Here is a 13257-nt window from a genome sequence, read left to right on the forward strand (position 1 = left end):
GGTGCCTTGCGGCGGGTCCGGACGGCCCTCTTCGGCGCTGGTGCCTTGCGGCGGGTCCGGACGGCCCTCTTCGGCGCTACCGGAGCCTCTGCTTCCGCATTTACGGCTGTTTCTTGCGTTTCCTCGGCAACAACTAGTTCTTCGTTACCGGCTACAACCTGATCATTATCCATATGTGGCGACACTCCTGCCCCTGATGCGCCGCCACATTCGGCGCCCGTCGGGGCAAATATGCGTCAACACCCGCAGGCATTGACAGAAGTCAATTGGATACCCTCAGGTTCGCACCGGCAGTGGGGTGCGGCAGCCCTGGAGKGCCGGCGAGATTGTTTTGGAACCCGTTGACCTACACGCCACAACCAGGTGCCGTCCAATGGCATTGCGGGACAGCTGGAATCAGAGGATCCGCAGCTCCCTGCTCATCATTGGCGGTCTTGAAACAAAATCGCCGGACCGGAATCCGGATGTGGATCGGGTTCCAGCCACGATCATTGTMTCACAACAGMCGTCAAAGCTGGCGTAGGCAAGGCCGGAAGTGCCCCCGGCTGCGGGCCGCGACGGGACAGACAGGGGCGTTTCCCGGCGCCGTCCAGCCCGCGGCGTTAGAATCGGGGCCAGAAGCACCCGATCAAAAGGACTCATATTCCATGCCCAGCATCTCCAGCACTGCCGGTGACGCGACCGCGCACCAACCKGGTTCCGGACCGGCCCCCGCGGACCGGCCCCTTCCCACCATGACCCGCGACCGGCCGTTCGCCTGGCTCCTGCTGATCACCGGCGTGATCGGCTGGCTCGCGTCCGGCGCCCTGGTGCTGGAGAAGCTCGAGGTCCTGAAAAACCCGAACCACGTCACGATCTGCGACGTGAACCCGTGGATCTCCTGCGGCCAGGTCATGCAGACGCCGCAGAGTTCCGTGTTCGGCTTCCCGAACATGTTCATMGGAATCGTCGCGTTCGCGGTGATCATCACCACAGCCATGGGCATCCTGGCCGGCGCCAGATTCCCCCGCTGGTACTGGCTGGGGCTTCAGACTGGCGTGACCCTGGGCTTCGTGTTCGTGGTCTGGCTCTGGTCCCAGGCCCTGTACTCCATCCACATCCTCTGCCCGTTCTGCATGATCGTCTGGGCCATGATGATCCCGATGTTMGTCTGGGTGACCATCCGGAACATCTCCCACGGCGTGATCGCCCTGCCGGCCGGCCCCACCAGGGTCCTGGGCGACGCCGGCTGGATCATCACGGCGCTGCTCTACGTCGCCGTCATCGCCACGATCTTTTTCGCCTTCATCCAGGTCTTCATCGGGACCTCCGGGTACTAGGAACCTCGCCCAGGGGAAACGAACTGACAGAAAAGGCCAATGTTCGCACGCGTTCATTGGCCTTTCTGTCACCCMGGTGCGGGGTACGCCCGGAAATGAGGGCTAGAACCAGATCTTGATCTMGCGCTCGGCGGACTCCACCGAATCCGAGCCGTGGACCAGGTTCTGCTGCACGGCCAGGCCCCAGTCGCGGCCGAAGTCCCCGCGGATGGTGCCGGGCGCCGCCGTGGTCGGGTCCGTGGTGCCGGCGAGGGAACGGAAGCCCTCGATCACGCGGTGTCCCTCGAAGATCGCGGCGACAACCGGGCCGCTGAGCATGAACTCAACCAGCGGCTCGTAGAACGGCTTGCCGACGTGTTCCTCGTAGTGCTGCTCCAGCAGCTCCCGGCTCGCATCGACTTTCTTGAGCTCGGCCAGGGTGTAGCCCTTGGCTTCGATCCGGCTCAGGATGGCGCCGGACAGGTTGCGGGCGACGCCGTCGGGCTTGATCAGGACGAGAGTGCGCTCAATGCTCACAGCTGCTCCAATGTGTTGGGGTGGGGTTCGGGTCAAGTCTACGGGGTTCGGGCTACGTGTTCCGGGCGTCGGCGCCGGGCGTTTGTTCCGGCCCGCTGCCCGCGGGATGGGCCGCTTCCCACTCAGCCTGTTCACGTTCCCGCTGGGCCGYCTCCCGGTCAATCCGGATGCCGGTGCGGATGCCGTACCACCAGGACACGGCGAAGAGGGCGCCGACGAGGTACATGGCGGGCTCCACGAGGCCGCCCAGGATCAGGACCAGTTGCAGGATCCAGCCCAGGGCCACTCCCCACGGTTTCGAGAGGACCGCGCAGGTCAGGACGAACATGAGGCACAGCCCGATTCCGACCGAGAAGACCAGGGCCGGCGGGAACTCGTTCCGGTGGAGCCCAAAGACGGCCAGCGTCCCGAACAGCACCACAAACGCTTCCAGCAGCAGGACCGTGGAGGCGAACATGACCTTGGTGGAACGCCGCTTTTTGGGCATGCCCGGGCGCCATTCGCGCTGGGCTTTGGTGAGTCTGGCCATTGCTTAGGCGTCCGCCTTTCCGAGCAGGATCCGGGCATCGGCAACTAGCGTGATGGACCCGGTGACCAGGACGCCGCCGGCGAGTTCGTCGTCGGCCTCAGCGCGTTCCACGGCCCATTCCAGGGCGTCGTCGAGCTTCGCGGCGACATGGATGTTGTCCTCGCCAAAGCCCAGATCCATCGCGATCTCGGCAAGGTCCTCGGCCGGGACGGCCCGGGGCGAGTTGGACTCGGTGAAGCAGTATTCGGTGGCGAGCCCGCCCAAGGATTCCTTGAGCTGGCGGAGGATCTCCTCGGCATCCTTTTCCCGCAGGACGCCGACCACCACCACGAGCTTGGTGAAGTTAAAGGCCTCGTGGATGGCCTCGGCGGAGACCCGGATACCTTCCGGGTTGTGGGCCGCGTCCACGATGATKGTCGGCGCGGTGCGGACCACCTCGAGCCGGCCCGGAGAGGTGACGGAGGCGAAGGCCTCCTGCAGAATCTCGGCGTCGATCGCCTTTTCCGCGCCGAAGAACGCTTCGAGCGCGGCGATCGCGACGGCGGCGTTCTCGGCCTGGTGCGCGCCGTGCAGCGGCACCAGCAGGTCCTCATAGCGGCCGGCGATGCCCTGGATGGTGACCATCTGGCCGCCGACGGCGACGGTGCGGGATTCGACGCCGAACTCCACGCCCTCGAAGCGGAACGGCACGTTGACTTCCTTGGCCTTCTCCAGCAAGACCTGGGCCGCGTCAACCGGCTGCGCCGCGCTGATGAGGAAGCCGCCGGGCTTGATGATGCCGGCTTTCTCGTAGGCGATGTCCCCGGTGGTGTCGCCCAGCAGTTCCGTGTGGTCCAGGGAGATCGGGGTGACCACGGACACCTGGCCGTCGCCGACGTTCGTGGCGTCGGTGATGCCGCCCAGGCCCACCTCGATCACGGCGACATTGACCGGCTGGTCCGCGAAGACCGCGAAGCCCAGGATGGTCAGGCATTCGAAGTACGTCAGCCGGGGCTGGCCCTCGGCCTCGAGTTCGCTGTCCACGATCTGCAGGTAGGGGCGGATCTCGTCCCAGATCCGGACGAAGGTCTCGTCCGGCACCGGGGCGCCGTCGATGCTGATCCGTTCGGTGACCTTGGACAGGTGCGGACTCGTGTAGCGGCCGGTGCTCAGGCCGTGGGCCCGCAGGCCGGCTTCGATCATCCGGGCCGTGGAGGTCTTGCCGTTGGTGCCCGTGACGTGGATGATCGGGAAGGCCTTGTTCGGCTCCCCCAGGATCTCCATGGCACGGTACAGCGGGGCGAGCCGCGGCTCCATCTTGTTTTCCGGCGCCCGGCCGAGGAGCTCGGCGTACACGCTTTCTACGGAGAATTCGTCGGTCATGGCTCAGGCCCCTACTTCTGCAGCGGTCTTGGCAACACTGACCTGCGGTTCTTTGACGTCGGCCGGGACGGTGTCCAGCCGGACCGTCAGGGTTTCGGTGGTGACGAGTCCCGCGTTGGCCAGGAGGGCATCGATGATGTCCTGCTTGGCGGTGACGGTGGTGTGGATGCGGTCGCTGACGTTGAGTCCGGCGTCCTTGCGGGCCTGCTGGATGGCGCGGACCATGTCGCGGGCCGCCCCTTCGGCTTCCAGTTCGGGGGTGACTTCGGTGTTGAGGACCACGAAACCTCCGCCGGGCAGCACGGCCGCCGCGCGGGATCCCCCGCCTTCGGCGGCCTCGGCCACGACGGTTTCCAGGGTGTATTCCTGCGGCTCGAGCTCGAGCCCGCCGGCGGTGACCACACCTTCGTCGCTGACCGACCAGTCGCCGGACTTGGAGCCCTTGATGGCCTGCTGGACGTTCTTGCCCAGGCGCGGGCCCGCGGCGCGGGCGTTCACCACGAGCTTCTGCTCGATGCCGAACTCCTCCGGGGAGGCGTTCTCGGCGTCGAGCAAGCGGACCGAGCGCAGGTTCAGTTCATCGGCGACGACGGCGGCGAAGCCTTCCAGCGCGTCCGCGCCCGGTGCCACGACGGTGAGTTCCTGCARCGGMAGCCGAACGCRGAGGTTTGCGGCCTTGCGCAGGGAGGATCCGGTGGAGCAGATCTGCTGGACACGGTCCATCGCCTCGACGAGGTCGGCGTCGGCCGGGAACAGGTCGGCGTCCGGCCAGTCGGCCAGGTGCACGGAGCGGCCGCCGGTCAGGCCGCGCCAGATTTCCTCGGTGACCAGCGGCAGGAGCGGGGCCGCGACCCGGCAGACCGTTTCCAGCGCCGTGTAGAGCGCGTCGAAGGCGTCGACGTTCTCGTCGAAGAAGCGCTGGCGGCTGCGGCGGACGTACCAGTTGGTGAGCATGTCCAGGTAGCTGCGCAGCTCGTCGCAGGCGCCGGAGATGTCGTAGTTGTCCAGCTGGGCGGTCATGTTCCGGACGAGGTCCCCGGTGTTGGCCATCAGGTACTGGTCCAGGGTGTCGGCGTAGCCGTCGTAGCGGAGCTTCGCGTCATACCCCTGCGCACCATGAGCGGCGTTCGTGTACAGCGTGAAGAAGCTGTACACGTTCCACAGCGGCAGGATKACCTKGCGGACGCCGTCGCGGATGCCMTGCTCGGTGACCACAAGGTTGCCGCCGCGCAGGATCGGGCTGGACATCAGGAACCAGCGCATGGCGTCGGAGCCGTCGCGGTCCAGGACCTCGGAGACGTCMKGGTAGTTGCGCAGGCTCTTGGACATCTTCTGCCCGTCGGAGCCCAGGACGATGCCGTGGCTGATGACGTTGCGGAAGGCTGGCCGGTCGAACAGCGCGGTGGAGAGGATGTGCAGCATGTAAAACCAGCCGCGGGTCTGGCCGATGTACTCGACGATGAAGTCCGCCGGGTTGTGGGTGTCGAACCATTCCTCGTTCTCGAACGGATAGTGCACCTGCCCGTAGGGCATGGAGCCGGAGTCGAACCAGACGTCCAGGACGTCCTCGACGCGGCGCATGACGGACTGGCCTTCCTCCGGGGTGCGGGGGTCGTCCGGGTTMGGGCGGGTGAGGTCGTCGATGAAGGGCCGGTGCAGGTCCACCTGGCCGTMGTTGTTCAGCGGCAGGCGGCCGAAGTCGGCCTCGATCTCTGCGAGCGAGCCGTAGACGTCGGTGCGGGGGTAGTCCGGGTCGGTGGACTGCCACACCGGGATGGGGCTGCCCCAGTAGCGGTTGCGGCTGATGGACCAGTCGCGGGCGTTGGCGAGCCACTTGCCGAACTGGCCGTCCTTGACGTTGCCCGGGATCCAGTTGATCTCCTGGTTGAGTTMGGACATGCGGTCCTTGAACTTGGTGACCTCGACGTACCAGGAGGACACTGCGCGGTAGATCAGCGGGTTGCGGCAGCGCCAGCAGTGCGGGTAGCTGTGCTCGTAGCTGGCCTGGCGGACCAGGCGGCCCTGGGCGCGGAGCACCTGGGTGATGGGCTTGTTGGCCTCGAACACCTGCAGGCCGGCGATTTCGGCGAGGTCGCCGTGGCCGAACAGCGGCAGGAACTTGGCGCCCTCGTCGACCGACAGGACGACGGKGATGCCGGCCTCTTCACAGACCTTCTGGTCGTCTTCACCATAGGCGGGCGCCTGGTGGACGATGCCGGTGCCGTCGGTGGTGGTGACGTAGTCGGCCACGAGGAAGCGCCAGGCGTTCTCGGTGCCGTACTTTTCGGCGTCGTGGAAGTAGTCCCAGAGCGGAGCGTACGTCAGCCCTTCGAGCTCGGCGCCGGTGTGGCGGGAGGTGACGGCGGCCTCGGCGGCAGCCACGCCCTCAGCGCCGTCGCCGTAGCCGAGGTCCTTGGCGTAGGCGCCCAGGAGGTCCGCGGCGAGCAGGAAGCTGCCCGTGACGGGAGCTTCGGCCGCGGAGGCCTTGATCCCGTGCGGGCCGGCCGGCAGGACCACGTAGCTGATGGCCGGCCCGACGGCGAGCGCCAGGTTGGTGGGCAGCGTCCAGGGGGTGGTGGTCCAGGCGAGCGCCTGCACACCGGCGAGCTGCCTGGACAGCTCCGACTCCCCTGCCGTGATGGGGAAGGTGAYCGTGACGGTCTGGTCCTGGCGGTTCTTGTAGACGTCGTCATCCATGCGCAGTTCATGGTTGGACAGGGGCGTCTCGTCCTTCCAGCAGTACGGCAGCACGCGGTAGCCGTTGTAGGTCAGGCCCTTCTCGTGCAGCTGCTTGAAGGCCCAGAGCACGGACTCCATGTATTCGACGTTGAGCGTCTTGTAATCGTTCTCGAAGTCCACCCAGCGCGCCTGGCGGGTGACGTAGCTCTTCCACTCGTCGGCGTACTTCATGACRGAGGCACGGCAGGCATCGTTGAACTTGTCGATGCCCATGGCCTCGATCTGKGTCTTGTCCGTCATGCCCAGCTGCTTCATCGCTTCCAGCTCGGCGGGCAGGCCGTGCGTGTCCCAGCCGAAGCGGCGTTCCACGCGGCGGCCGCGCTGGGTCTGGTAGCGGCCTACGAGGTCCTTGGCGTAGCCGGTCAGGAGGTGGCCGTAGTGCGGCAGGCCGTTGGCGAAGGGCGGGCCGTCGTAGAAGACGAATTCGTTGCTGCCGTCTTGGCCGGCGTCGCGCTGGTCGATGCTGGCCTGGAAGGTGCCGTCCCGGTCCCAGTACTTGAGGATGCGCTCTTCGATCTCCGGGAACTTCACAGAGGCGGAGACGCCTGCGGCGTTGGAAGCAGAGGTGGTGGAACCGGCGGGTGCGGCTGAGGCCTTGGGGTAATGGGTCATCTCGACATCCTGGGTTGAGCGGCGAACACATGTATTCATTCAGGATGCGAGGACGGCTCCTGCACTGTCTTTCGACAGCACCGGCACCGCGGTACCACCTCACTTACCGCCACCGGGCCCGCACCCTTTCGGGAAAGGGGCTGCGCCGGCGTCGGCCGCTCATTACTGCTGTGACGGGCTTACCCGTCCGGTTCTACTCGCCCTGCACGCGCTGCCGCGACTACGTCGCCACCGCACGCGGGGGTGTTCTTCCGGAAGCTCACCGGTGATGGCCGGGTCAAAGCTGCTACGTCGATGTTACTGCAAATCATTGCCCCCAATGGAGCGGCCGGCAGTGACAGGCAGTGACACGGCCCGGCAAGCGTGCCCTCAGGGGCGACGCGAACGGCMGGACTGCTTAGACTCTTGCCATGACCGACCCCCGGCCGCCTCGGGCCGACCCGTGATGAGCCGCCGCGCGAGCCGCCGCTGGCAGGTGTCCTCGGCCCTGTGCGCCGCGCCCGTGGCCGTGGTGTCCCTTTTCCGGGCGGTCCCGGCGCCGTGGCCGTCCCCGGTGGTGCAGCTCGTGGCTTTCACGCCCTTGTTCGTGCTTCCCGCCGGGGCCGCCGTCCTGCTGGCCCTGCCGGGACGCCGTCCGTGGGCGGTGCTGCCCGCCAGTGCCCTGCTGGCCCTCCAGCTGCTCTGGCTGTTCCCGCCGGACCGGTTAGCGGACGGGCTGCCGGGCCGCCCGGGTGATCCGCCGCAGGACACGGGGCAGCAGCCCGCGGCCGAACTGAAGGTGATGACCCTGAACGCCTGGAAAGGCCAGGCGGACGCCGCGGAGGTGGTCCGGCTGGTGCGCGAGAACGGCGTCGGGCTGCTGGCCATCCAGGAACTCTCCCCGGCCTTGGAACAACGGCTCGACGCCGAGGGGCTGGACGCACTGCTGCCCTACCGGATCAGCCGCCCGACGGTCGGTGCGGGCGGCGGCGGCGTGTATTCGTCCCGGCCGATMACCCCGGAGGACGCCCTGCGCGGCTCCGCCTTCCACATCGCCACTGTCCAGTTGGACCTGGGCCCGCATCCGGGCTCCCACGCCGGCGGCCGGCAGGTCTCCCTCTCGGTGACCAATGTGCACACGAAGGCTCCGGTGTGGGGCCAGGCCGGACAGTGGCGCAGCGAACTGGCCGCTGTGGGCCGCCTTGCCGACCGTCCGGGCAACGTGCTGCTGCTGGGCGACTTCAATGCCACCTACGACCACGCCGAGTTCCGCCAGATGCTCAAGGGCGGTCCGGGCGGCCAGGGCGCGGCCGACGACGGCGGCACCCTCGTCGACGCCGGGGTCGCGGCCCTGGCCCGCCTGGTTCCGACGTGGCCCAAGGCCGGCCCGCCGCTGCCCGGCGTGGTGATCGACCACATCGTGACCAGCCCGCACGTGCGCAGCCACGGCTACTCCGTGCTGCCTGTGGCCGGGACGGACCACGCTGCKGTTCTGGTCACGCTGTCCGTGCCGGCCGACGGCTGACCCCCGCGTCGCGAGACGCGACGGCACAGTGCCGGGGGCCGGCTCAGGCCTTGCGGATCACCTTGAAGTTGGAGGCCTGGGCTACCGGGCGGATCACGATCTCGTCCAGGTTGACGTGGTGCGGGACGGAGACGGCGTAGCGGACCACGTCCGCAACGTCTTCGGCGGAGAGCGGCTTCTCGACCCCGGCGTAGACCTTGGCGGCCGCGTCCTGGTCGCCGAGGCGGTTCAGCGCGAACTCCTCCGTGTAGACCATGCCMGGGGCCACTTCGATCACGCGAACGTTGTGTTCGGCTTCCTCGAGCCGCAGGGCGCCGGTCAGGGCGTGCTGGGCGAACTTGGCCGCGTTGTAGCCGCCGCCGCCCTCGTATGCCGCGTACCCGGCGGTCGAGGTCAGGTTCAGGATGGTGCCTTCCCCACAGGCCCGCAGCATGGGCAGGAACGCACGGATCAGCTTCATGCTGCCCAGCACGTTGACCTGGTACATCCATTCCCAGTCCCCGGTCTTCGCGTCGGCCACCGTGTCGGCGCCGCGGGCCCCGCCCGCGATGTTGACCAGGGTGTCGATGCCGCCGGCCCGGGTCACCTCGTCGAGGAGCCGGGCGACGTCGGCGTCGTCGGTCACGTCGGCCGGAAGCGCKACGGCGCCGGTCTCGGCGGCGAGCGCTTCGAGCCGGTCCGCGCGGCGGGCGACCGCGTACACGGTCCAGCCTTCCTTGCGGAGCGCCCGCACGGTGGCTTCGCCGATCCCGGTGCTGGCGCCGGTGACCACGGCTGCCTTGGCCGCTGCTGCCGGGGCTACTTTTGCGTTGTTGTCGATTCCCTCAGTCATGGCACCACCCTAACGGCAATGCCGGGCTCAGTTCCCGCTGTGGCCGCCGTGCTGCAGGAACTCCTTGAGCACCCGGGCGTGGTTGGTCTCCGGGTCCCGCGCCCCGAACAGGAGCGTCACTTTCCCGTGTTCTGCCGCCAGCGCGTACAGCGTCTGCAGGGCCGGGTTGGTTTCGAGCTCGGCCTCGTAGGCCGCCCGGAACGCCGCAAACCGTTCCTGCATGTGCCCGAACTCCGTGCGCAGCGGCGGGGAGGGCGCCACGTCCTTGAGCCAGAGGTCCAACCGGGCCCGTTCCTTGCTGACGCCCCGCGKCCAGAGCCGGTCCACCAAAACCCGGCAGCCGTCGTCGTCCGCGKGGGCGTCATAGACCCGCTTGATCACGAAGGTTCCGGCACCGGTTTCCGGAGAATTGTCCATTTGCGCATGCTACTGCAGGTCGGCGCTGCGGGCCGTGGAAGAATTGACCCATGGCTGAAGACAATCAGGGTACAGACACGCCCACCACCGCCCCMATCAACGTTCCGGACAAGCCCGCCCTGGAGGGGCTGGAAGGCGCCCTCACCCGGCGCTGGCTTGACGAAGGGACCTACAAGTTCAACCCGGACACCACCCGGGAGCAGGTCTACTCGATCGACACTCCCCCGCCGACGGCGTCGGGCTMCCTCCACGTCGGACACATGTTCTCCTATACGCAGACCGACGTCCTGGCCCGCTACCAGCGTATGACCGGCAAGAACGTCTTCTACCCCATGGGCTGGGATGACAACGGCCTGCCCACCGAGCGGCGCGTGCAGAACTATTACGGCGTGCGCTGCGATCCGGCGATCTCCTACGACGCCGGCTACCGTCCCCCGGCCGAGCCCGCCAAGAACCAGCGCGACTTCGACGTCATCTCCCGCAGGAACTTCATCGAGCTGTGCGAGGAGCTCGCGGTCGAKGACGAGAAAGTCTTCGAACACCTGTTCCAGACCCTGGGCCTGTCCGTGGACTGGAACCTGACCTACCGGACGATCGATGACAAGTCCCGCGCGATCTCCCAGCGGGCCTTCCTGGCCAACCTGAGTGCCGGCGACGCGTACATGGCCGAGGCGCCCACCCTGTGGGATGTCACCTTCCGCACCGCGGTGGCCCAGGCCGAGCTTGAGGACCGCGAAGTCGCGGGCGCCTACTACCGCTACCCGTTCTTCACCGCCGAGGGCGAGAAGATCTTCATCGAGACCACCCGCCCCGAGGTGCTGGCCGCGTGTGCCGCGCTGGTGGCGAATCCCGACGACGAGCGGTACCWGCCGCTGTTCGGCAAGAAGGTCACCTCTCCCCTGTTCGGCGTCGAGGTGGAGGTCAAGGCCCACCCGCTCGCGAAGGCGGACAAGGGCTCGGGCATCGCCATGGTCTGCACCTTCGGCGACCTCACCGACGTCACGTGGTGGCGAGAACTGCAGCTGCCCACCCGCGCGATCGTGGGCCGCGACGGCCGCATCATCGGCGAGACCCCGGAGTGGATCACCACCGAGGAAGGCCGCGCCAACTTCGCGGCAATCGCCGGCAAGACCGTCTTCAGCGCCAAGGAGGGCGTGGTGGACCTCCTGGCCGCCGCGGAACTGCTCGACGGCGAGCCCAAGAAGATCATGCACCCGGTGAACTTCTTCGAGAAGGGCGACAAGCCCCTCGAGGTCGTGACGTCCCGCCAGTGGTACATCCGCAACGGCGGCCGTGACGAGGACCGGCGCGAACGGCTGATCGGCCGCGGCAACGAAATCGAGTTCCACCCGTCCTTCATGCGCTCCCGCTACGAGAACTGGATCTCGGGGCTCAACGGCGACTGGCTTGTGTCCCGCCAGCGCTTCTTCGGTGTCCCGGTACCGGTCTGGTACCCGCTGGACGCCGACGGCAACCCCGACTACGRCGCCCCGATCCTGCCCGCGGACGCGCAGCTGCCCGTGGATCCGGCCGCCGACGCCGCACCCGGTTACGAGGAAGCGCAGCGCGACGTGCCGGGCGGCTTCACGGGCGACGCTGACGTCMTGGACACCTGGGCCACGTCCTCRCTGACYCCCCAGATCGTGGGCGGCTGGAGCACCGACGAGGCACTCTTCGCCAAGGTCTACCCCTTCGACGTGCGCCCGCAGGGTCACGACATCATCCGGACCTGGCTCTTCTCCTCCGCCGTACGCGCCGACGCGCTCCAGAACACGGCGCCGTGGAAGCACGCTGCCATCTCCGGCTGGATCCTGGATCCGGACCGCAAGAAGATGTCCAAGTCCAAGGGCAACGTGATTGTCCCCACGGACGTGCTGGATGAATACGGCTCCGACGCCGTGCGCTATTGGGCCGCCTCCGCCCGGCTCGGTGCAGACACCGCATACGAGATCGCCCAGATGAAGATCGGCCGCCGCCTGGCCATCAAGCTCCTCAACGCCTCCAAGTTCGTCCTGAACCTGGGCGCCACGGAGGACTCGGTGGTTTCCGGCGACCTGTCCGTGCTGAGCAACCCCCTGGACCGCGCCGTCCTGGCCCAGCTCGCCGACGTCGTCCACCAGGCCACGAAGGCGTTCGAGGGCTACGACTACGCCCGGGCCCTGCAGATCACGGAGAGCTTCTTCTGGAACTTCACCGACGACTACGTGGAGCTCATCAAGGACCGTGCCTACGGCGCCGCYGGCGAGKAGCAGCAGGCGTCCGTCCTGGCCGCCCTCGCGACGAGCCTGGACACGCTCCTGCGGCTCTTCGCGCCGTTCCTGCCGTTCGCCACGGAGGAAGTCTGGAGCTGGTGGCGCACCGGTTCCGTGCACCGCGCCCAGTGGCCGTCCGCGGTCGGGATCGACGGCGACACGAACCTCCTGGCGACGGTCKGCACGGCGCTCAGCGKCATCCGCAAGGCCAAGTCCGAGGCCAAGGTCAAGCAGCGCACCGAGGTGCTCTCTGCCGCCATCACGGCACCGGAGGCGATCATCACCCAGCTGAAGGCAGGCCTGGCCGACCTCAAGGCCGCGGCCAATGCGCGTGACATCTCGCTCGTAGCCGGCGACGGCGAGTTKGCCGTCAGCGGCGTCGTGCTGGCAGCTCCCGAGGAGCCCGCCCAGGCGTAGCGGGGTAGCGGCGTAGTTCAGCCAACCAGGACGAGGGCCCTCCGCCCGGCTCAGGCCACGTGGGCCCTCCGCCCGGATCAGGCCGGGCGGAGGGCCCTCGTTGCGTTTGTTCTGGTTTGGCTGTCCTCAGACCTCGAAGGAGGTCCCGAAGTGGGTCAGGACCGGCGGGGCGGCCAGGAGTTCTCCCAGCCCGCTCGCGCCGTCGCCCGCGCGCCAGGCGCGGTAGGCGGCGTCGTGTTCCAGCGACGCCCACTGTTMGACCACGAGAAAATGCGCCGGATCGTTGCTGTCGACGAGTACGTCGACTCCGAGGCAGCCGTCAAAGGCCCGTGTGTCAGTCAGAATGTCGCGGAGTACCGCTGGTGCCGTGGGCAGGGCTTCCGCTTTAAGTATCAAGTCAAGGTGGGCTGTGACGGGCATGGGGCTCCAATGTTCGCAGGTGGGCACAGGACACAACCGGGCAGGACGCCCGGAGATCACGGCACGGGGACCGCTGCCCTTGCATTGGAAGCAACAGCCGGGGCGCCGGGCATGTTCCCGACTTGTTTCTTCGGCACTGGACCCGGGTCTTCTTCCGCGGCCAAACGCCCGAACGCCGGCTATACCGACCCCCTGCGAGAGGTCACCCGGTGCGGGTGAGGCGCCGCCCCTCCCCGGGTGCACAGAATGAAGCTGCGGCGGTCCGTCGGATCGCATACTACCCAAGGAGAAACGGAGGTCATACGCATGGCTGACACATTCGATGAACTGGGGCCGGT

The 13257-nt window shown here is 67.7% G+C and carries 10 protein-coding genes; 3 read left to right on the forward strand and 7 right to left on the reverse strand.

What is annotated here, in order from left to right; genetic code table 11:
• The first annotated feature begins 647 nt into the window (after positions 1-647).
• Positions 648-1319 carry a vitamin K epoxide reductase family protein gene (locus AC1DBQ_RS16855; RefSeq protein WP_476929602.1) on the forward strand — a complete coding sequence of 224 codons (672 nt, stop codon included), beginning with the start codon at positions 648-650 and terminating at the stop codon, positions 1317-1319.
• 102 nt (positions 1320-1421) lie between these two features.
• Here the strand turns inward: AC1DBQ_RS16855 and ndk are convergent, their stop codons facing one another.
• The 4 genes from ndk to ileS are packed head-to-tail and all read right to left on the reverse strand — an operon-like array spanning position 1422 to position 7077.
• Entirely contained in the window at positions 1422-1835 is a 414-nt protein-coding gene (ndk, locus tag AC1DBQ_RS16860; RefSeq protein ID WP_476929603.1) for a nucleoside-diphosphate kinase, read from the reverse strand.
• Between the two features lie 52 nt (positions 1836-1887).
• The gene (locus tag AC1DBQ_RS16865; RefSeq protein ID WP_476929604.1) at positions 1888-2364 is read right to left on the reverse strand and encodes a DUF4233 domain-containing protein; all 477 of its coding nucleotides are present in this window, start codon (positions 2362-2364) and stop codon (positions 1888-1890) included.
• A gap of 3 nt (positions 2365-2367) precedes the next feature.
• A complete protein-coding gene (locus AC1DBQ_RS16870) occupies positions 2368-3726 on the reverse strand; it encodes a bifunctional folylpolyglutamate synthase/dihydrofolate synthase (RefSeq protein ID WP_091253686.1) in 1359 nt (452 codons plus the stop codon).
• A 3-nt stretch (positions 3727-3729) separates the two neighbouring features.
• Positions 3730-7077, reverse strand: coding sequence for an isoleucine--tRNA ligase (ileS, locus tag AC1DBQ_RS16875; protein ID WP_476929605.1), 3348 nt, complete (start codon positions 7075-7077; stop codon positions 3730-3732).
• A gap of 445 nt (positions 7078-7522) precedes the next feature.
• On the opposite strand from ileS, the gene AC1DBQ_RS16880 reads away from it, so the two are divergent.
• Positions 7523-8581 carry an endonuclease/exonuclease/phosphatase family protein gene (locus tag AC1DBQ_RS16880; protein ID WP_476929606.1) on the forward strand — a complete coding sequence of 353 codons (1059 nt, stop codon included), beginning with the start codon at positions 7523-7525 and terminating at the stop codon, positions 8579-8581.
• A gap of 43 nt (positions 8582-8624) precedes the next feature.
• Here AC1DBQ_RS16880 and AC1DBQ_RS16885 read toward each other — a convergent pair whose 3' ends face one another.
• Positions 8625-9413, reverse strand: a complete 789-nt coding sequence (locus AC1DBQ_RS16885) for an SDR family oxidoreductase (RefSeq protein ID WP_476929607.1) — start codon at positions 9411-9413, stop codon at positions 8625-8627.
• A 27-nt stretch (positions 9414-9440) separates the two neighbouring features.
• Positions 9441-9830 (reverse strand): DUF488 domain-containing protein, encoded by a 390-nt coding sequence (locus AC1DBQ_RS16890; protein ID WP_476929608.1) that lies wholly within the window; start codon positions 9828-9830, stop codon positions 9441-9443.
• A gap of 50 nt (positions 9831-9880) precedes the next feature.
• Here AC1DBQ_RS16890 and valS point away from each other — a divergent pair, with 50 nt between their 5' ends.
• Positions 9881-12499 (forward strand): valine--tRNA ligase, encoded by a 2619-nt coding sequence (gene valS, locus AC1DBQ_RS16895; protein WP_476929609.1) that lies wholly within the window; start codon positions 9881-9883, stop codon positions 12497-12499.
• Between the two features lie 126 nt (positions 12500-12625).
• Here valS and AC1DBQ_RS16900 read toward each other — a convergent pair whose 3' ends face one another.
• Positions 12626-12919, reverse strand: a complete 294-nt coding sequence (locus tag AC1DBQ_RS16900) for a putative quinol monooxygenase (RefSeq protein WP_476929610.1) — start codon at positions 12917-12919, stop codon at positions 12626-12628.
• Positions 12920-13257 lie beyond the last annotated feature (338 nt).

Source organism: Arthrobacter sp. 10T413_2 (assembly GCF_056394205.1).